This is a genomic window from Leifsonia sp. L25 (genome assembly GCF_050632895.1).
On record NZ_JBODRZ010000005.1, the window covers coordinates 129,096 to 148,259 of the forward strand.

Genomic DNA, 19,164 nt, shown 5'->3' on the forward strand with positions numbered 1-19,164 from the left:
GCCGCACACCCGACGCGGTCGCCGCGCACGGGCCCGGTCGCAGCACGCCCACAGCGAACATGCGGCCTCCGTCGTCGCGCGGCGTTCAGCGGTTAGGGTCGAGACATGACGCCTCCCGCCCTCAGCCTCTCGCCCGCTCCTTCCTCCTCCGCCGACGTCCTCGTGCTCGCGGCGCGCTCCGGCGCGGACGGCGTCACCGTGCTGTCGGGCTCGGCTCCGGACGGGCTGGGCGACGAGCTCGCGGCGGTGGGCTTCGGCGGCGGCAGGGACGAGCTGGTCCGCCTCCCCGGCGCCGCGGGCGGTCCGGGCCTCGCCGTGGTCGGCCTCCCGGAGCCGGCGGACGAGGACGCACTGCGCTACGCGGCCGGCACCGCCATCCGCCAGCTCGCCGGCGTCGGCCACGTTGCGCTCGACCTTCCCGCCGAAGACGACGCCCGGGTCGGCGCCGTGCTGGAGGGCGCGGCGCTCGGCGCGTACGCGTTCACCGAGTACCGCTCCGCGAGCCGCGCGGGCGTCAAGGCGCCGGTCGAGACCATCGAGGTCGTCGGCGCGTCGGCGGACGGCGATGCGCTCGTCGCGCGCGCGGCCGCCGTGTCCGGCGCCGCCGCGCTGGTCAAGGACCTGGTCAACACTCCCCCGATCGACCTCTACCCCGCCTCGTTCGCCTCCCGCGTCGAGGAGGCCGTCGAGGGGCTGCCCGTCACGGTCGAGGTCTGGGACGAGCGCCGGCTCGAGGCCGAGGGCTTCGGCGGCATCCTCGGCGTCGGTCAGGGTTCCGTGCGCCCGCCGCGGCTGGTGAAGGTGGACTACGCGCCGGCCGGCGCCGCGAGGCACCTCGCGCTGGTCGGCAAGGGCATCACCTTCGACTCCGGCGGCCTCTCGCTCAAGCCGGCCTCCGGCATGGTCGGCATGAAGTACGACATGACCGGTGCGGCCACGGTGCTCGCCGTCGCCCTCGCCGCCGCCCGACTCGACCTCCCGGTGCGCGTGACCGCGTGGCTGTGCCTCGCGGAGAACATGCCCTCCGGCTCCGCCATCCGCCCGAACGACGTGCTGCGCATGCGCGGCGGCCGCACCGTGGAAGTGCTCAACACCGACGCGGAGGGCCGGCTCGTACTCGCGGACGGCCTCGTCGCCGCCGGGGAGGAGCACCCGGACGCGATCGTGGACGTCGCCACGCTGACCGGCGCCGCGATGGTCGCGCTCGGCACCCGCTACGCCGCGGTCATGGGCTCCGACGACCTGGTCGGCGACGTCCTCGCCGCCGCGAAGGCGTCCGGCGAGCTGCTCTGGCCGATGCCGCTCGCGAGCGAGCTCCGCGCCACCATCAACTCCGACGTCGCCGACATCGCCAACGCCAACCCGGGGGTGACGGCGGGCGGCATGCTGCTGGCGGGGGTGTTCCTCCAGGAGTTCATCGGCCGCACCGGCGACGAGGACGACGCGCCGCGGATCCCGTGGGCCCACCTCGACATCGCCGGCCCGGCGAAGGGACCGTCCGCACCGTACGGCTTCACCGGCAAGGGCCCGTCCGCCGTCAGCGTACGAGCGCTCATCCGTTTGGCCGAGGACTTTTCCCAGAGGTAGTAGGGTCGTATGGGCAGGAAAATCCTGCCCATGCAACGCCTGCCCCACGTCATCCCCGGGGCAGGATCGTGTCACGAATCCTGATGCGCGAGGAGTAGCTGGGTGTCTGAGCAGAACTTTGACATTGTGGTGCTCGGCGGTGGGAGTGGAGGCTACGCAGCAGCGCTGCGTGCGGCCGAGCTCGGTTTCACCGTCGGCATGATCGAGAAGGACAAGGTCGGCGGCACCTGCCTGCACCGCGGCTGTATCCCGACCAAGGCGCTGCTGCACGCGGCCGAGGTCGCGGACTACTCGCGGGAGTCGGCCAAGTACGGCATCATCACCCAGCTCCAGGGCGTCGACATGAACGGTGTCACCGAGTACCGCCGGAGCATCATCGCCAAGAAGTACAAGGGCCTCCAGGGCCTGGTGAAGGCCCGCGGCATCACCGTCATCGAGGGCGAGGGCAAGCTGACCTCCCCGACGACGGTGCAGGTCGGCGACGACACCATCACCGGTAAGAACGTCATCCTCGCCACCGGCTCCTACTCGCGCAGCCTCCCCGGCCTCGAGATCGGCGGCCGCGTGATCACCAGCGAGCAGGCCCTCGAGCTCGACTTCGTCCCCAAGAAGGTCGCGGTCCTCGGCGGCGGCGTCATCGGCGTCGAGTTCGCCAGCGTCTGGAAGTCCTTCGGCGCCGACGTCACCATCATCGAGGCCCTCCCGCACCTCGTCCCCAACGAGGACGAGACCATCAGCAAGTCGCTGGAGCGCGCCTTCCGTCGCCGCGGCATCGACTACCGCCTCGGCGTCCGCTTCTCCGGCGTCACCCAGAACGAGAACGGCGTCGTCGTCTCGCTCGAGGACGGCAGCACGGTCGACGCCGAGCTGCTGCTCGTCGCGGTCGGCCGCGGCCCGCTCACGGCCGGCATGGGCTACGACGAGGTCGGCGTCACGCTCGACCGCGGCTTCGTCATCACCGACGAGCGCCTGCAGACCAACATCCCGGGCGTCTACGCGGTCGGCGACATCGTCCCCGGCCTGCAGCTCGCGCACCGCGGCTTCCAGCAGGGCATCTTCGTCGCCGAGGAGATCGCGGGCCTGAACCCGATCGTCGTCCCCGACGTGAACATCCCCAAGGTCACGTACTGCGACCCCGAGGTCGCCTCGATCGGCCTCAGCGAGGCCAAGGCGGCGGAGCAGTACGGCGCTGACGCGATCACGAGCTACGACTACAGCCTGGCCGGCAACGGCAAGAGCGAGATCATCGGCACCAGCGGCACCGTCAAGGTCGTCCGCGTCAACGACGGCCCGGTCGTCGGCGTGCACATGATCGGCGCGCGCGTGGGCGAGCTCATCAGCGAGGCACAGCTCGTCGTCAACTGGGAGGCCTACCCGGAGGACATCGCGCCCTTCGTTCACGCGCACCCGACGCAGAGCGAGTCCCTCGGCGAGGCCTTCCTGTACCTCGCTGGCAAGCCGCTGCACACCCTCTAAACGCGTCCGCCGCGCGAGCGGCTGCAATAAGCTACTGAACGATCAGGTTTTGAAGGAGAAAAGCTCATGAGCGAATCCGTCAGCCTCCCGGCACTCGGCGAGAGTGTCACGGAAGGCACGGTCACCCGCTGGCTGAAGAACGTTGGCGACCGTGTCGAGGTGGACGAGCCCTTGCTCGAAGTCTCGACCGACAAGGTCGACACCGAGATCCCCTCGCCCGTCGCGGGCGTCGTCGAGGCGATCCTGGTGCAGGAGGACGAGACTGTCGAGGTGGGCACTGCGCTCGTGACGATCGGCGACGGCTCCGGTGCGGGCGAGGCTCCGGCCGCCGCGCCGGAGGCGGAGGCCGCGCCGGCAGAGGCCGCGCCGGCTCCGGCCGCTGAGCCTGCGCCGGCCGCTCCGGCCCAGGAGGCTCCGGGCCAGGAGGCTCCGGCCCAGGAGGCTCCGGCCCAGGAGGCTCCGGCCCCCGCCGCCGAGGCAGCTCCTGCCGCACCCGTCCAGGAAGCTCCTGCCGCCGCTCCCGCCCCCGCTGCAGAACCGGCCCCGGCTGCTCCCGCACAGGAGGCCGCTGCTCCGGCTCCGGCCGCTGCCGCCCCGGCTCCCGCCGCTGCGCCTGCTCCGGCCGCCGCCCCTGCTCCGGCCGCCGCCCCGGCTCCCGCCGCTGCGCCTGCTCCGGCCGCCGAGGCTCCCGCCACGTCGGGCGGCGCTCACGCCGGCCCGTCGGGCTACGTGACTCCGATCGTCCGCAAGCTCGCCAACGAGCACGGCGTCGACCTGGCGAACGTGACCGGCACCGGCGTCGGCGGACGCATCCGCAAGGAGGACATCCTCGCGGCCGCCGCTCCGGCCGCTGCCGCCGCGGCTCCGGCCGCAGCGCCCGTGGTCGAGGTCTCCCGCTCCGCGGCACCACGCAGCAGATGTCGCGCCTCCGCAAGGTCGTGGCCGAGCGCGCCGTCGTCTCGATGCAGTCGACCGCCCAGCTCACGACGGTGGTCGAGGTCGACGTGACCAAGGTCGCCGCGCTGCGCGACAAGGTGAAGGGCGACTTCCTCGCCAAGACCGGCACGAAGCTCTCCTTCCTGCCGTTCTTCGCCCTCGCGGCCGCCGAAGCGCTGAAGGCCTACCCGGTCATCAACGCCACGGTCGACGGCGACAGCATCGTCTACCCGGACCACGAGAACATCTCGATCGCGGTCGACACCGAGCGCGGCCTGCTGACCCCGGTCATCCGCAACGCGTCGGACCTCGACATCGCCGGCCTCGCCGGTGAGATCGCGGACCTCGCCCAGCGCACGCGCGACAACCACCTCAAGCCGGACGAGCTCGCCGGCGGCACGTTCACGCTGACCAACACGGGTTCGCGCGGCGCGCTGTTCGACACGCCCCTCGTGTTCCTCCCGCAGGTCGCGATCCTGGGCACGGGCATCGTCACCAAGAAGCCGGTCGTGATCACGGCCGACGGCACGGACTCCATCGCGATCCGCTCCACGGTGTACCTCGCCCTCTCGTACGACCACCGGATCGTGGACGGCGCCGACGCCGCCCGCTTCCTCGTCGCGGTGAAGAACCGCCTCGAGGGCGGCGCGTTCGAGGGCAGCCTCGGCATCTGAACGCCTGACGGACGGCCCGGCTCCCTGTGGAGCCGGGCCGTTCTGCGTTTCCGGGCTGTTCTGCGTTTCCGGGCCGCTTCGCGCGTCCGGGCGGTGGACCCCCAGGGCCCGCACGACGCGACCGTCAGCTCGCGCCGTCCTGCCCGGGCACGACCATCAGCAGCACTGTGACGGCCACCAGCGGCGAACACGCGACGGCGACCAGTTTCGGTCGGGCGACGATCCAGCCGCGCGCCACGGCCAGCCCGCGTGCGACAGGACGATCGCCCATCAGGTCCAGCGCCCGCTCCAGGACACCGAGGACATCGTGCCCGCGTGTCGCTGTGCCGCCCCCGCGACGGCGACCGGCAGCGAGAACGCCGTCTGCATCGGGGTCGCCGCGCGCGTGAGTGCCCACCGCATCCGGAGCGCCGCTCACCACCGCGCGCACGGCAGTCGGGTCGGCAGCCCGCAGGACTCCCGCGACCACGTCCCCCCAGCTCCGGTGCCGCCGGTCGGTGGCCGCCGCGAGGACGGCGTCGCCCCGCTCGTCGGTGACGGCCTCGCACAGCGTGCCGGCGAGCTCCGCGAAGGCGGCGACGTCCTCCGCCATCGTCTGCTGATCGAGCTCCCGCAGCCGGTCGATCGCCGTCATCACCGGGCAGCCGTCGTCCCGGAGGGCGATGTCCTCCGGTCCGAGCCCGACTCCGCCGAGCCGCGCCTCGTGCAGGTCCGAGAGTCCACGCGCCACCGCCGCGAGCACCGTGACGGCCTCGCCTGCGGTCAGGCCGCGGTCCGCGGTGATCAGGTCGTCGACAGAGCCGCCCGACGGGTGCTCCCGCAGCCGGACGACGACTCTGCTCCGGCGGCCTCGCCGATCGTCCGGCGGCGAAAGCGACCGCGGCAGGTGCGACGACGCGACACGGCCCCACGCCATCCCGACCTGCGTGGCCACTGTCAGCACGGCTCGCCCTCGCAGCTCACCTCCCGCGACGACGAGCGACACCGCGTCCCGCACGGCCGCAGCATCGCGCGCTGCCGTCCGTCCGCTCGGCACCCCGTCCTCCACGCCCCTCGCGTCCCCCGGCCCCCACCGCTCGACCACCACCCACCCTTCCGCCGCCACGATCCACGCCGCGCGCTTTGCCGCATCCACCGGTCTCCGTCTCCGCGCCATGCCCCCAGTAGACGCCACATGCCGCCGCCGCACGGCTGCCGTCCGAACATCCGTGGAGAACTCGTTTCCATCCCGAACCTGTGCAGGACTCCAGTGCATCTGCCCGCGGTGACCATTTTCTGTACTCAGTCCATTTAGGATGCCTGTATGACGATCTTCGATGTCACCGGCCTCCGCGGACAACGCGTCCCTTACGACGACGGCCTCCGCCAGCAGCGCACGACCCACGCCGACGTGGCCGCGGGGCGGACGCCCGACACGGTCCTTCTGCTCGAACACGCCGCGGTCTTCACCGCGGGCAAGCGCACCTCCCCCGACGAACGCCCCACCGACGGCACCCCCGTCATCGACGTGGATCGCGGCGGCAAGATCACCTGGCACGGGCCGGGCCAGCTCGTCGGCTACCCGATCCTCCGGCTGGCCGAGCCGATCGACGTCGTGGGCTACGTCCGCTGGCTCGAGGGCGTCCTCATCGAGGTGCTCGCGGAGCTCGGCGTGCCGGGCGAGCGTGTGGAGGGCCGCTCCGGTGTGTGGCTGCCCGGGCACGGCACGACGCCCGACGGGCTCCCGGCGGACGAGAAGATCGCCGCCATCGGCATCCGCGTCGCCGAAGGCGTCACGATGCACGGCTTCGCCCTCAACTGCTCCAACAGCCTCGATCCGTACGAGAAGATCGTCGCGTGCGGCATCCGCGACGCCGGGGTGACCACCATCTCCCGCGTCCTGGGCCGCACCGTCACTCCACAGGACGTCGCTCCGCTCATCCAGGCCGCGCTCGACCGCGCGCTGGCCGACGCCGCCACCAGCCCGGTCGCCGCAGCGCGCGCGGCGACGGCGACCGCCCCGACCGCGACGGAGGTCGCCGCATGACCGCCGAGCCCCAGACCGCCGAGCCCCAGACTGCCGAGACCCAGACCGCAGAAACCCCGGCCGCAGAAACCCCCGCCGCCGCGCCCCAGGGTCGCCGCATGCTCCGACTGGAGGTGCGCAACGCCCAGACGCCGATCGAACGCAAGCCCGCCTGGATCAAGACCAAGGCCAAGATGGGCCCCGAGTACCGCCAGCTCCAGAACCTGGTCAAGTCGGAGGAACTCCACACGGTCTGCCAGGAGGCCGGCTGCCCGAACATCTACGAGTGCTGGGAGGACCGCGAGGCGACCTTCCTGATCGGCGGCTCGCAGTGCACCCGCCGCTGCGACTTCTGCCAGATCGACACCGGCAAGCCGGCCGACTTCGACCGGGACGAGCCCCGGCGCGTCGGCGAGTCCGTCGCGAAGATGGGCCTGCGCTACTCGACCGTCACCGGCGTCGCCCGGGACGACCTCGAGGACGAGGGCTCCTGGCTCTACGCGGAGACGATCCGCGAGATCCACCGGCAGAGCCCCGGCACCGGCGTCGAGATCCTGGTGCCGGACTTCTCCGGCAACCCGGAATACCTCGGCGAAGTTTTCTCCGCCCGGCCGGAGGTGTTCGCGCACAACGTCGAGACCGTGCCGCGCATCTTCAAGCGCATCCGTCCGGCGTTCCGCTACGAGCGGTCGCTCGACGTGATCACGCAGGGCCGCGGTGCCGGGCTGATCACGAAGTCCAACCTCATCCTCGGGATGGGCGAGGAGCGCGAGGAGATCAGCCAGGCCCTCCGCGACCTCCACGACGCCGGCACCGACATCATCACGATCACGCAGTACCTCCGGCCGAGCCCGCGCCACCTCCCGGTCGCGCGCTGGGTGCACCCGGACGAGTTCGTCGAGCTCAAGCAGGAAGCCGAGGAGATCGGCTTCCTCGGTGTGCTCTCCGGCCCGCTGGTGCGCTCGTCGTACCGCGCGGGACGGCTGTGGGCGCAGTCGATGGCGGCCAAGGGACGCGAGGTCCCGGCCGAGCTGCAGCACCTCGCCGACGCGTCGGCGGGCTTCGCGCAGGCCGTCTCCTGACGCCTCCGCCCGCACCGACCCGGGAGGCCGCACCGCCGCCTGAGCGCGGCCTCCCGAACGGCGCTACGCCTGCCGTGAACAGGTCATCCGGGGGCCGGGCGAGCCGGTATCCTTATAGCTATGGCGCGTAAGGACAAGTCCACCAAGGAGCCCGGTCGGCTGAAGCAGATGTGGCAGGTCTTCCAGATGACCCGCCGCTACGACGACCGTGCGCTCCTGTACATCGTGGGCGCAGTCGTGCTGCCGATCCTCGCGGGCATTGCGATGGCGGTGTTCCTGTCGGACGGCAACGTGTTCACGATGGTCCTCTGGATCGTCGCGGGCGCCCTCGCCGGGGTGCTCCTCGGCCTCATCATCCTCGGCCGCCGCGCCGAGCGTGCCGCCTACTCGCAGATCGAGGGCCAGCCGGGCGCCGTCGGCGCGGTGCTGCGCAGCTCGCTCAAGCGGAGCTGGCGCGGCTCGGAGATGCCGATCGCCGTCAACGGCAAGACGCAGGACGCGGTCTACCGCGCCACCGGCCGCGGTGGCGTGGTGCTCATCAGCGAGGGCCCCAAGACCCGCACGCAGCGGATGGTCGACGAGGAGCGCCGCAAGATCAACCGCGTGCTGCCGAACGTGCCCGTGACCGTCATCTCGGTCGGACCGGACTCCGACTCCGTGGCGCTGCACAAGGTCCCGCGCACCCTGGCCAAGATCAAGCCGACCCTCACCAAGGCCGAGGTCATCGCGATCAGCAACCGTCTGGCCTCGCTGGAGAACGCGATGCCGATCCCGAAGGGCGTCGACCCGATGAAGGTGCGCGCGCAGCGGGCGCGCTGAGCCCACTCCGGCATCACGCCGTCGGGCCGCTCCCCGCGACTATCCGCGGATGAGGACGGTGCCCGCGACCTTGTCGTGGAAGCCGCGCTGATCCGAGTCCCACACCAGCGCCGGGATCACGACGCACAGCAGCACGGTGCGGACCACCGGGCGCCAGACGCCGACCCAGCCCCCGGCCACCGCGACCACGCGCATCCCGAAGATCCGGTGGCCGATGCTGCCGCCGATCGTCGGGATGAAGACGACCTGCATCAGCGCGAAGATGCCGATGTTCGCCCACGAGTCGTAGTGGAAGAACGCCAACGAGATCAGCGACGCGATCGCCCAGTCGACGACGATCGCGCCGAGCCGGCGGCCGAGCCTCCCGATCGACCGTGGGCCTGACTCCGGGAGACCGAGCCGCTCCCCCGGGTAACGGCTGGGAGCGAGGTCGCCGAAGCGGGAGGGCGGGGTGTTCTGCGGCACCCTTCGAGTTTACCGGGCGGGGCCGACCGCTCCCCCGGACTGACCGCGCGCAGGCAGCGCACCGCGTAACATGCCGGAAACATTTGCGTCACCGGAGGGAAACGGCCTCCCCTAGCGTGTAACTTGGGCTGCACGCGCAGTCCGTCACCGCAAGCCATTGGGAGTCCTCCGTATGTTCCGTGATTCTTCCGAGGTGCTCAAGTACATCAAGGACACCGACGTCAAGTTCCTTGATATCCGCTTCACCGATCTGCCCGGTGTTCAGCAGCACTTCAACATCCCCGCAGCGACCGTCGACGAGGAGTTCTTCTCGGTCGGCCAGCTGTTCGACGGTTCCTCGATCCGCGGTTTCGCGTCGATCCACGAGTCGGACATGCAGCTGATCCCCGATGTCTCGACCGCGTACATCGACCCGTTCCGCGTCGAGCGCACGCTGATCATGGTCTTCGACATCTACAACCCCCGCAACGGCGAGATCTACGCGAAGGACCCGCGTCAGGTCGCCAAGAAGGCGGAGAAGTACCTCGCCTCCACGGGCATCGCGGACACCGCGTTCTTCGCCCCGGAGGCCGAGTTCTACATCTTCGACGACGTCCGCTACGAGGTGAAGCAGAACTCGAGCTTCTACGCGGTGGACTCCGAGGAGGGCGCGTGGAACTCGGGCCGCGTCGAAGAGGGCGGCAACCTCGGCAACAAGACCCCGTACAAGGGCGGCTACTTCCCGGTGAGCCCGGTCGACAAGCAGGCCGACCTGCGGGACGACATCTCGCTGAAGCTGATCGACGCCGGCCTCATCCTGGAGCGCGCGCACCACGAGGTGGGCACCGGCGGCCAGGCGGAGATCAACTACCGCTTCGACACGATGGTGCACGCGGCGGACGACATCCTGAAGTTCAAGTACATCGTCAAGAACACGGCCGAGCAGTGGGGCAAGACCGCCACGTTCATGCCGAAGCCGCTCTTCGGCGACAACGGCTCCGGCATGCACACCCACCAGTCGCTGTGGAACGACGGCAAGCCGCTGTTCTACGACGAGGCCGGCTACGGCGGCCTGTCCGACATCGCCCGCTGGTACATCGGCGGCCTGCTCAAGCACGCCCCGGCGGTGCTGGCCTTCACGAACCCGACGGTGAACTCGTTCCACCGCCTGGTCCCCGGATTCGAGGCCCCGGTCAACCTGGTCTACTCGGCCGGCAACCGCTCGGCCTCCATCCGCATCCCGATCACGGGCACCAACCCGAAGGCCAAGCGCATCGAGTTCCGCGCGCCGGACGCCTCGGGCAACCCGTACCTCGCGTTCGCCGCCCAGCTCATGGCGGGCCTCGACGGCATCAAGAACCGCATCGAGCCGCACGAGCCGGTCGACAAGGACCTCTACGAGCTCCCGCCGGAGGAGGCTCGCAACATCCCGCAGGTCCCGGCGTCGCTGGGCGAGGCGCTCGACGCACTCGAGGCCGACCACGACTTCCTCACCGCAGGCGGCGTGTTCACTCCGGAGCTCATCGAGACCTGGATCGAGTACAAGCGCGAGAAGGAGATCAAGCCCCTCGCGCAGCGCCCGCACCCGTTCGAGTACGAGCTGTACTACGGGGTGTGACCCGAAACCCGCGTGATCACGCGGATTTCACGACGTCGCGGACGCGCTAGTCCGCTCGAGTCCGCACGAGTCGCAGGCCGGTCGCGAAAGCGACCGGGACCGCGGCTCGTGCGGACTTTCGTGTGTGCGCCGGACGTGCGTCCGGTGCCGGCGGACGCGAGTTGCCACCCCGAATCGCCAGGGGCCCGTCGACATCGCAGCCTCCCGGCAGAGCTCGAAGAGTTCACTTCCGGAATCGTTGGACGATCGCCCTCATCTTCCAACGCGAGGGCCTTCGGCGCGCAGGTTCCTGAGTTCGCGTCGCCTCTGTGCGGACGAAGGTGATGTGGCCGCATCGACCACACACATCGACGTATTCGTGAACGGACAGCCCCGTCCCGAAGAACTGGTTTCGCTGGCGATCCAACGGGCCCCCGCAATCAGGGCACGGTTCGTGCGCGCTCTCCATACTCATGCCGTAGAACCCCCTCGCTCGCCGCCCCGATCAGCTTGCGATGATTGGAACTTCAATCTCGATTAAAGTACCAATCGCCTTGGCAGTCGATGGGGCGCCTGCCTCTCCGACGGGACAGAGTGAGGACCGGCCGCGTGCGCCCGTCGTGCCGCACGCTACGGTTGTCACGGGTGTCCGCATCGGAGCGGCGCGCAGAGGAGGGACCGCATGTCGCAGAGAGACCTGACCGAGGTGCTCGAGGAGGTCGGCCGATCCCTCTCGGGGCCGGCGTGGATGCGGCTGCGCAGCGATGACCGCGCCGAGTGGTTCGGGCACTTCGTCAGCGGGATCGCGCTCGCGGTCGGACTCCGGCCGATCGAGCACCTGGACTCCGGGGTGCGCGTCGACGACGCCGGCGTGTTCTCGGCGAAGGTCGTGGTGTTCACAGCGAAGACCATCGTGTTCGCCGACGCGACCGGGCGCAGCGCCGATCCCTACGATGTGGCGACGGTCGTCGTGGCGCGGCCCCGAGCCGGGCTCGCACAGCTCACGGTGGCGGACGCGAACTCAGCGTTCCGGCGGGACCTGTTCGACCCGTGGCCGGGCGATTTCACGGTGACGGCGGAATGGTCGTACGGCGCCAAGGTGACCTTCCCGTTGAGCCCGATCGAGACCGACGATCATCGGGCACGGTTCAGTGCGCTCTACGCGGCGCTGATCGACGCGCTGGGCGAATAGCCCCTACTTCACGCAGGGCACTCCCCCGGACGGCAGCGGAGCCGTCGGGTCGGTGTACGTGCCATTCGGCCCTGGCGCCGGCGACGCGGTCGGCGACGCGGAAGGTGCGTGCGCCGTCTGCGTCGGCGGCGGCCCGGCCGGGCTCGTCGCGCCGGGGGTGGCGGTCGGCGTCGCGGTCGCCGTCGCGGGGTTCAGGAGCTGCTGCACCAACGCGTGGATCTGGTCCGGGTCGACGAGGTTGACGTCCTTGCCGTCCTTCACGCCGTAGCCCGTGATCGGCAGCGTCGTGAAGGTGATGTTGCCGCCCGCGAGGTGCTGCGCCTCCGACGCGAAGCTGAGGAGGTCGAAGCCCGAGTCGAGGGCGATGTTCTGCTTGGCCGCCGAGATCAGGGACTCCAGCGTCGCCGGGTTCGCGAAGGTGTCCGCCTTCTTCAGCTTCGTCGCGAGGGAGACGATGAACGCCTGCTGACGGCGCTCGCGGTCGAGGTCCGTGAAGTTCAGCGACGGGTTGTTCTCGTCCCGGCGCTGCCGCACGAAGCTGACCGCCTGGGACGCCGTCAACTGCTGGACGCCCGCCGTGAAGTCGGCGCCGGAGTACGGGTCCTTCGTGTCCTCCGCGATGCACACCGTGATCGGCTGGACGGCTTGCGCGACCTGGTAGAACGCGGCCATCGTGACCTCGATGAAGTGGTCGATCCGCACGCCGCCGAGGAAGTCGGACACGGTCTTGAGCTCGGTCTGGCGCGCGAACGTGCGCGCCTGCTGGTAGGCGTCGCTCTGGGCGACCCCCGACTTCATCAGCTCGGTGAGCTTCTGGTCGAGGGCGAGACCGTACGCCTCCTTGATCTTGGAGGAGGATACGCCGTCCGGGCTTCCGGACAGCGGCGCGTAGTCGTCGCGCGGGATCGAGATGCCGACGGCCTTCTTGCCGCCCGCGGGAATGTGGATCAGCATCAGCACGTTCGCGTTGTAGCCGCCGTCGCCCTGGTTTCCGGCGTGCAGGGCGTTGTACACATCGGTCGGCAGCGCGTTGCCGTTCTCGTCCAGCCTGCTGTCGAGGCCCATGACGAGGATGTTGCTCTCGGCGACGTCCTTCTTCTTCCCTGCGCCGGGGAGGGTGATGTTCGAGCGGTGCAGGCCGTTCGACAGGTCCACGTAGGAGTACGCGGCGAACGCTCCGACGGCGACCGCGACAGCGGCGACCGCCCCCGCAACCGAGAGCAGGACCCGCTTGGACAGGGAGGAGCGGCGACCCTGGGCGTGCGCGACGTTCCGGCGGACGGGCTCGGCGGCGCCGGGTTCGCCGGCCGGGAAGGCCGGATCGGGCTGGCGGGGCGGGGTCATGGTCGGGTCTCCTCGAGGATTCGGGGCAGCTCGGACGCGCGACGGCGGCGCTTCGGGAGGCGCCGCGGTTCGGGAGGCGCGGGCCGAGCGTGGTGCGGGCCTACCGATCGTCCCACCGAAATCCGCTGTGATCAGCGGACGCCCGATGAACTCCCAGAAACCGCGGGTGAGGCACAGAAGAAAACTGTCGCAGGTTGCCCACCTACTGTTCCCTCCCCGCGACCGCCGCACTAGATTCGGTGACGCCCGGGCCAACCCCGGCCCGCGCACGAAACGGAAGGACCCGAACATGGCCCGCTACCTCCTCCTCTACCGCGCCGACCCCGAGGCGATGGCCTCGATGCCGGAGCCCACTCCCGAGCAGGCCGAGCAGATGAACGCCGCGTGGAACGCTTGGGCCCAGCAGGTCGGCGCCGGTCTGATCGACTTCGGCGCGCCGACGGCCGCCGTCTCCGACGGCGCCGACCGCAGCGTCGGCGGCTACAGCCTCATCGAGGCCGACGGCGCGGACGCCGTCGAGGGCCTCCTCACCGGCCACCCGCACCGCGCGATGGGTGGGACGATCGACGTCTACGAGCTGACGCCCGTTCCAGGGATGTGACGACGGGCCGTCCTGGTCCGGGCGCCGCGTGCGGTGCGCGGGCCCGGATGGTGCGGGCGCTCGGCGTTGTCGTTCACCCCGTCGGCGTCGGTCGCTGCGGGACGCCGTAGAACGCGCGCTCGAACACGGCACGCGCACGCCGCGTCACCGCCAGGTAGTCCTCCTCCAGCCGGCTCGCCGAGCCGGGCGGGTACTCCAGGAGGCGGGCGACTCCCTCCAGGGCGACCCGGTCGGCCGGGAGGACGTCGGCGGTCTTGTTCGTCCAGAGCGTCATCGCCGAGCGCGCCCGGGAGGCCAGGAGCCAGGCCTCGCGGAGCTTGGCCGCGTCGTCCTCCGCCACCAGGTCGTGGTCGACCGCGACCGCGAGTGCGTCCAAGGTCGAGGTCGTGCGCAGCGCAGGGATCGCCGCGGCGTGCTGGAGCTGGATGAGCTGGACGAACCACTCGACGTCACTGAGCGAACCGCGGCCGAGCTTCAGATGACGGGCCGGGTCGGCGCCCTGCGGGAGGCGCTCGTTCTCCACTCGGGCTTTGATGCGCTTGACCTCGCGGACCTCCTGCTCGCCGATCGCGGCCGGGTAGCGGACCTCGTCGGCCACCGTCTCGAAGTCCGCGAGCAGCGCCGCGTCGCCCGCGACGCCGCGGGCGCGCAGCAGCGCCTGGGCCTCCCAGGTGAGCGACCAGCGCTTGTAGTAGGCGCGGTAGGCCTCCAGCGAGCGGACCGGCGGCCCGTTCTTGCCCTCGGGGCGCAGGCCGATGTCGAGGTCGAGCGGGAGGCGGTTGTCCTCGCTCAGCCGGTTGAGGTCGGCGACGATCGCGAGGGCTGACTTGTGCGCGGCGTCCGGTTCGCCGGCGAGCGGGCGGAAGACGTACATCACGTCGAGATCCGAACCGAACCCCAGCTCCCGGCCGCCGAAACGGCCCATGCCGATGATCGCGAACTCCAGGTCGGCCGCGTCGCCGCGTTCGGCGCGGATCGCGGACAGCACGCCCTCGATCACGTTCTCGTTGACGGCGGTCAGCCCGCGGGCCAACTCCTCGATCGTTGCGAAGCCGAGGATGGCCGAGAACGCCAGGCGAAGCACCTCGCGGCGGCGCACGGCGCGCAGCGACGCGGCGGCGGTCGCGGCGGACTGGTGCCGCCCGAGGATGGCGGCGGTCTCCTCGCGCAGCACCTCGGCCGACCGCGGGCGCAGCTCCTCCTCCGACTCCAGCCACGCGACCGACTCCGGGATGCGGCCCAGCAACTCCCCGGCGAACCGCGACCCGGACAGCACCCGGGTCAGCCGCTCGGCGGCGCCGGTGGAGTCGCGCAGCATCTTCAGGTACCAGTGCGTCGTACCGAGGTCCTCGCTGAGCCGGCGGAAGGTCAGGAGGCCGTAGTCGGGGTCCGCTCCGGCGGCGAACCACTGCAGCAGCACCGGCAGCAGGTGGCGCTGGATGGTCGCCCGCCGTGAGACGCCTGCCGTGAGCGCGGCGATGTGCGCGAGCGCGCCGCGCGGGTCGCGGAAGCCGATCGCCGCGAGGCGCGCCTCGGCCTGCTCGCTGGTGAGCCCGGCTCCCCCGGCCAGCCCGGTGTCGTCGGTGGGCATGGCGGCGACGGCACTGAGCAGCGGGCGGTAGAACAACCGCTCGTGGAGGCCGCGCACGCGGTGCTTGATCGCGTTCCAGCGCACCAGGAGCTGCTCGGCGCTCGGCGCGAGGCCGGTCGCGCGGGCGAGGACCCGCACGTCGCCCTCGTCGCGCGGCATGAGGTGGGTGCGGCTGAGGTGCCGCAGCTGGAGGCGGTGCTCCATCAAGCGGAGCGTGCGGTAGTCCTGCGAGAAGGCGGCGGCCTCGTCCCGGCCGATGTAGCCCTGCGCGGCGAGCGCGGCCAGGGCGGAGAGGGTGTCGCGCTGGCGCACGCGCTCGTCGGTCTGCCCGTGGACGAGCTGGAGGAGCTGCACGGTGAACTCGACGTCGCGCAGGCCGCCCGGCCCGAGCTTCAGTTGATAGTGCGTCTCGTCGTCGGGGATGTTGTCGGTGACGCGCTCGCGCATCCGTTGCACGGACTCCACGAAGTTCTCGCGGGAGGCGCTGCTCCACACTTTCGGCGCGAGCGCGGCGACGTAGCGCTCGCCCAGCTCGAGGTCGCCTGCGAGCGGGCGCGCCTTGAGCAGCGCCTGGAACTCCCAGCCCTTCGCCCAGCGGTCGTAGTACGCGATGTGCGATTCCAGGGTGCGCACGAGCGCGCCGTCCTTGCCCTCCGGCCGCAGGTTGGGGTCGACCTCCCAGAGGCCCGGCTCGATCGCGGGCTCGTGGATTCCGCGCTGCGTCAGCATCGCCAGCCGCGTGGCGATGTCGACGGCACGGCCGGAGCTGAGCCCGGCCTCCTCGTCGCCCTCGGTGACGTAGATGACGTCGACGTCGCTGACGTAGTTGAGCTCGCGGGCACCGGCCTTGCCCATGCCGATCACGGCGAAGCGCGTCGCGCGCACTTCGGTCTCGGGGAAGCGACCGGGGCCGGTGCCGATGGTCTGCCGGCGGGCCACGGCGAGGGAGGCCTCCAGCGCAGCGGCGGCCAGGTCGGAGAGGGCCGCGGCGACGGCGCCGAGACCGGCGACCGGGTCCTCCTGCTCGAGGTCGAAGCTGGCGATCTGCACGAGCCGGCGGCGGTAGCGGACCCGGAGGGCGATCCGCGCGGCGTCGTCCTCGACCGCGGCGACACCGTCCACCGCTCCCACCGCGTCGAGCAGGTCGGCGCGGAGCTCGGCAGCGGTCGGGAGCGCCGTGACGGGGTAATCGAGCGCACTCAGCTCGGCCGGCTGCCGCAGGAAGAACTCCGCGGCACCCTCGGACGCCCCGATCACCCGGAAGACCCGGCGCGCGTCGTTCCGCGACGGCACGTAGCGCGCCGTCTGCACCGGCGCGTGCCGCAGCAGCCGCAGGGCCAGCGCGAGGGCGGTGTCGGGATCGGCCGCCGCCGACAGCGCCGGCAGGAGTTCGTCCACGTCGAAGCCGGTCAGCTCGACGAGCTCGTCCAGCTCGCCGCGGACGGAGCTCAGCCCCACGAAACCGGCGCGAGCCAGCGTCGTGAGGGAGAGCTGCTCGCGGGTCACGACTCGGTCAGAGGATCTCGAGGTTCGACCGCAGCTCGAACGGCGTGACCTGGGCGCGGTACTCCGCCCACTCGCGGCGCTTGTTCAGCAGCACATAGTTGAAGACCGACTCGCCGAGCGTCTCGGCGACGAGCTCGGAGTCCTCCATCAGCGCGATCGCGTGGTCCAGGCTGGCCGGGAGCTGGCTGTACCCGAGTGCCCGACGCTCGGCGTCGGACAGCGCCCAGACGTTGTCCTCGGCCTCCGGCGGCAGCTCGTACTGACCCTCGATGCCCTTGAGACCGGCGGCGAGCATCAGCGAGAACGCCAGGTACGGGTTCGCGGCGGAGTCGATGGCGCGGTATTCGACGCGCGAACTCTGGCCTTTGTTCGGCTTGTAGAGCGGCACGCGCACGAGCGCGGAGCGGTTGTTGTGGCCCCAGCAGACGAAGCTGGGCGCCTCGTCGCCGCCCCACAAGCGCTTGTAGGAGTTGACGAACTGGTTCGTGACGGCCGTGATCTCCGGCGCGTGCTTGAGCAGGCCGGCGATGAACTGCCGCCCGGTCTTGGAGAGCTGGTACTGCGCGCCGGCCTCGAAGAACGCATTGGTGTCGCCCTCGAAGAGCGACATGTGCGTGTGCATGCCGGAGCCCGGGTGACCCGAGAGCGGCTTCGGCATGAAGGTCGCGTAGACGCCCTGCTCGATCGCCACCTCCTTGATGACCGTGCGGAACGTCATGATGTTGTCCGCCGTGGTCAGCGCGTCGGCGTAGCGGAGGTCGATCTCGTTCTGGCCGGGGCCGGCCTCGTGGTGGCTGAACTCCACCGAGATGCCGAGGTCCTCCAGCATCCGCACCGAGCGGCGGCGGAAGTCGTGCGCCGTGCCGCCGGGGACGTTGTCGAAGTAGCCGGCCGAGTCCACGGGCTCCGGGCCCTCGTCGCCGAAGGTGGAGGACTTGAGCAGGTAGAACTCGATCTCCGGGTGGGTGTAGAAGGTGAAACCGCGGTCGGCCGCCTTCTCGAGCGTGCGCTTGAGCACGTTGCGCGGGTCGGACACCGAGGGCTGGCCGTCGGGCGTCGTGATGTCGCAGAACATGCGGGCGGTCGGGTCGATCTCCCCGCGCCACGGCAGAATCTGGAACGTGGTGGGGTCCGGATGCGCCAGCAGGTCCGATTCGAACGCGCGGGTCAGGCCCTCGATGGCGGAGCCGTCGAAGCCCAGGCCCTCGCTGAACGCGCCCTCCACCTCGGCGGGGGCGATCGCGACGGATTTGAGCGTGCCGACCACGTCGGTGAACCACAGCCTCACGAACTTGACGCCGCGCTCCTCGATGGTGCGAAGAACGAAGTCGCGCTGCTTGTCCATCCTGCCCCTTTCGTCGGCCACTCCAGACTAGTGGCTCCGCGGGCCGAAACCCGCCGGATGACCGCCGGTGCCGCGTCACTAGACTGGGGCGCATGAGCGAGCAGTCTCCTGTGCCCTCCGTCCACCCCGCCACCTCGTCGATGGAGTCGCTGAAGCGGGTGCGGACGCGCCACTTCCAGTCGGCGAAGGAGGCGGGCGAGCCGTTCACCGGACTGACCAGCTACGATATGCTGACGGCCCAGATCTTCGACGAGGCGGGGATCGACTTCCTGCTGGTCGGCGACTCGGCCGGCAACAACGTCCTCGGCTACGACACCACCCTCCCGGTCACCGTGGACGACCTCATCCCCCTGACCCGCGCGGTCGCGAAGGCGGTCAAGCGCGCGTTCGTCGTCGCGGACATGCCGTTCGGCTCGTACGAGACCGGGCCGCAGGAGGCGCTGCACACCGCGGTGCGCTTCATGAAGGAGACCGGGGCGCACGCGGTCAAACTGGAGGGCGGGCAGCGCAGCGCCAAGCAGATCCGCCGCATCGTCGACGCCGGCATCCCGGTGATGGCGCACATCGGCTTCACCCCGCAGAGCGAGCACGGGCTCGGCGGCCACCTCGTGCAGGGCCGCGGCGAGGGCGCGGAGCAGATCCTCGCCGACGCGCACGCCGTCGAGCAGGCCGGGGCGTTCGCGGTGGTCATGGAGATGGTGCCGGCAGACGTGGCCCAGCGGGTGACGCAGGAGCTGCGCATCCCGACGATCGGCGTCGGCGCGGGCCCGCACGTCGACGGCCAGCTTCTGGTCTGGACGGACTGGGCCGGGTTCACGACGGGCCGCATCCCCCGCTTCGTCAAGCAGTACGCCGACCTGAAGGGCGTGCTGTCGGAGGCCGCCCGCACCTACAAGTCGGAGGTCCAGTCCGGAGTCTTCCCCGCCCCCGAGCACAGCTTCTAGCAACCGGCCGTCGCTTCCTCA

14 protein-coding genes and 1 pseudogene are annotated in these 19,164 nt (G+C 70.9%); 10 read left to right on the forward strand and 5 right to left on the reverse strand.

All coding sequences use genetic code 11. The annotated features are described in order from the left end of the window. Positions 1-105 precede the first annotated feature (105 nt). The 3 genes and pseudogenes from ACRAWC_RS26370 to sucB all read left to right on the forward strand — a co-directional run bounded on the left by ACRAWC_RS26370 (position 106) and on the right by sucB (position 4,673). On the forward strand, positions 106-1,587 hold the full coding sequence (locus tag ACRAWC_RS26370; protein WP_431350116.1) for a leucyl aminopeptidase: 1,482 nt from the start codon (positions 106-108) through the stop codon (positions 1,585-1,587). Positions 1,588-1,689: 102 nt separating this feature from the next. Beyond that, positions 1,690-3,063 (forward strand): dihydrolipoyl dehydrogenase, encoded by a 1,374-nt coding sequence (lpdA, locus tag ACRAWC_RS26375; protein WP_431350117.1) that lies wholly within the window; start codon positions 1,690-1,692, stop codon positions 3,061-3,063. 66 nt (positions 3,064-3,129) lie between these two features. After that, positions 3,130-4,673, forward strand: a pseudogene (gene sucB / locus ACRAWC_RS26380) (2-oxoglutarate dehydrogenase, E2 component, dihydrolipoamide succinyltransferase). 124 nt (positions 4,674-4,797) lie between these two features. Here the strand turns inward: sucB and ACRAWC_RS26385 are convergent. Then, positions 4,798-5,808 carry a hypothetical protein gene (locus tag ACRAWC_RS26385; protein WP_431350118.1) on the reverse strand — a complete coding sequence of 337 codons (1,011 nt, stop codon included), beginning with the start codon at positions 5,806-5,808 and terminating at the stop codon, positions 4,798-4,800. Positions 5,809-5,976: 168 nt separating this feature from the next. Here ACRAWC_RS26385 and lipB point away from each other — a divergent pair, with 168 nt between their 5' ends. From lipB to ACRAWC_RS26400, 3 genes are all read left to right on the forward strand, one after another. Next, entirely contained in the window at positions 5,977-6,699 is a 723-nt protein-coding gene (gene lipB / locus ACRAWC_RS26390) for a lipoyl(octanoyl) transferase LipB (protein WP_431350119.1), read from the forward strand. Positions 6,700-6,797: 98 nt separating this feature from the next. Beyond that, positions 6,798-7,760 (forward strand): lipoyl synthase, encoded by a 963-nt coding sequence (gene lipA / locus ACRAWC_RS26395; protein ID WP_431350157.1) that lies wholly within the window; start codon positions 6,798-6,800, stop codon positions 7,758-7,760. A 120-nt stretch (positions 7,761-7,880) separates the two neighbouring features. After that, positions 7,881-8,579, forward strand: a complete 699-nt coding sequence (locus ACRAWC_RS26400; protein ID WP_431350120.1) for a DUF4191 domain-containing protein — start codon at positions 7,881-7,883, stop codon at positions 8,577-8,579. Positions 8,580-8,618: 39 nt separating this feature from the next. Here the strand turns inward: ACRAWC_RS26400 and ACRAWC_RS26405 are convergent, their stop codons facing one another. After that, the gene (locus tag ACRAWC_RS26405) at positions 8,619-9,044 is read right to left on the reverse strand and encodes an RDD family protein (protein WP_431350121.1); all 426 of its coding nucleotides are present in this window, start codon (positions 9,042-9,044) and stop codon (positions 8,619-8,621) included. 172 nt (positions 9,045-9,216) lie between these two features. Here ACRAWC_RS26405 and glnA (ACRAWC_RS26410) point away from each other — a divergent pair, with 172 nt between their 5' ends. Then, positions 9,217-10,641 carry a type I glutamate--ammonia ligase gene (gene glnA / locus ACRAWC_RS26410; protein WP_431350122.1) on the forward strand — a complete coding sequence of 475 codons (1,425 nt, stop codon included), beginning with the start codon at positions 9,217-9,219 and terminating at the stop codon, positions 10,639-10,641. A gap of 661 nt (positions 10,642-11,302) precedes the next feature. Further along, positions 11,303-11,812 (forward strand): hypothetical protein, encoded by a 510-nt coding sequence (locus ACRAWC_RS26415; protein WP_431350123.1) that lies wholly within the window; start codon positions 11,303-11,305, stop codon positions 11,810-11,812. A 3-nt stretch (positions 11,813-11,815) separates the two neighbouring features. On the opposite strand, the gene ACRAWC_RS26420 is transcribed toward ACRAWC_RS26415, so the two are convergent. Beyond that, the gene (locus ACRAWC_RS26420) at positions 11,816-13,156 is read right to left on the reverse strand and encodes an LCP family protein (RefSeq protein WP_431350124.1); all 1,341 of its coding nucleotides are present in this window, start codon (positions 13,154-13,156) and stop codon (positions 11,816-11,818) included. A 289-nt stretch (positions 13,157-13,445) separates the two neighbouring features. On the opposite strand from ACRAWC_RS26420, the gene ACRAWC_RS26425 reads away from it, so the two are divergent. Beyond that, positions 13,446-13,757, forward strand: a complete 312-nt coding sequence (locus tag ACRAWC_RS26425; protein ID WP_431350125.1) for a hypothetical protein — start codon at positions 13,446-13,448, stop codon at positions 13,755-13,757. A gap of 73 nt (positions 13,758-13,830) precedes the next feature. Here the strand turns inward: ACRAWC_RS26425 and ACRAWC_RS26430 are convergent, their stop codons facing one another. Together ACRAWC_RS26430 and glnA (ACRAWC_RS26435) are read right to left on the reverse strand one after the other, a co-directional pair. Beyond that, positions 13,831-16,854, reverse strand: coding sequence for a bifunctional [glutamine synthetase] adenylyltransferase/[glutamine synthetase]-adenylyl-L-tyrosine phosphorylase (locus tag ACRAWC_RS26430; protein ID WP_431350126.1), 3,024 nt, complete (start codon positions 16,852-16,854; stop codon positions 13,831-13,833). A 7-nt stretch (positions 16,855-16,861) separates the two neighbouring features. Beyond that, positions 16,862-18,199: a type I glutamate--ammonia ligase gene (gene glnA, locus ACRAWC_RS26435; protein WP_431350127.1), complete on the reverse strand. Its 1,338-nt coding sequence runs from the start codon at positions 18,197-18,199 to the stop codon at positions 16,862-16,864. Between the two features lie 92 nt (positions 18,200-18,291). Between glnA (ACRAWC_RS26435) and panB the strand changes: the two genes are divergently transcribed. After that, complete coding sequence (gene panB, locus ACRAWC_RS26440) at positions 18,292-19,143, forward strand: 3-methyl-2-oxobutanoate hydroxymethyltransferase (protein ID WP_431350128.1); 852 nt, start codon at positions 18,292-18,294, stop codon at positions 19,141-19,143. The last annotated feature ends 21 nt before the right edge of the window (positions 19,144-19,164 follow it).

Bases quoted from the DNA above. Each gene is read 5' to 3' on its own strand.
- ACRAWC_RS26370 (WP_431350116.1), top strand. From the start codon at position 106: ATGACGCCTCCCGCCCTCAGCCTCTCGCCCGCTCCTTCCTCCTCCGCC.
- lipB (WP_431350119.1), top strand. From the start codon at position 5,977: ATGACGATCTTCGATGTCACCGGCCTCCGCGGACAACGCGTCCCTTAC.
- lipA (WP_431350157.1), top strand. From the start codon at position 6,798: ATGCTCCGACTGGAGGTGCGCAACGCCCAGACGCCGATCGAACGCAAG.
- ACRAWC_RS26400 (WP_431350120.1), top strand. From the start codon at position 7,881: ATGGCGCGTAAGGACAAGTCCACCAAGGAGCCCGGTCGGCTGAAGCAG.
- glnA (WP_431350122.1), top strand. From the start codon at position 9,217: ATGTTCCGTGATTCTTCCGAGGTGCTCAAGTACATCAAGGACACCGAC.
- ACRAWC_RS26415 (WP_431350123.1), top strand. From the start codon at position 11,303: ATGTCGCAGAGAGACCTGACCGAGGTGCTCGAGGAGGTCGGCCGATCC.
- ACRAWC_RS26420 (WP_431350124.1), bottom strand. From the start codon at position 13,156: ATGACCCCGCCCCGCCAGCCCGATCCGGCCTTCCCGGCCGGCGAACCC.
- ACRAWC_RS26425 (WP_431350125.1), top strand. From the start codon at position 13,446: ATGGCCCGCTACCTCCTCCTCTACCGCGCCGACCCCGAGGCGATGGCC.
- glnA (WP_431350127.1), bottom strand. From the start codon at position 18,199: ATGGACAAGCAGCGCGACTTCGTTCTTCGCACCATCGAGGAGCGCGGC.
- panB (WP_431350128.1), top strand. From the start codon at position 18,292: ATGAGCGAGCAGTCTCCTGTGCCCTCCGTCCACCCCGCCACCTCGTCG.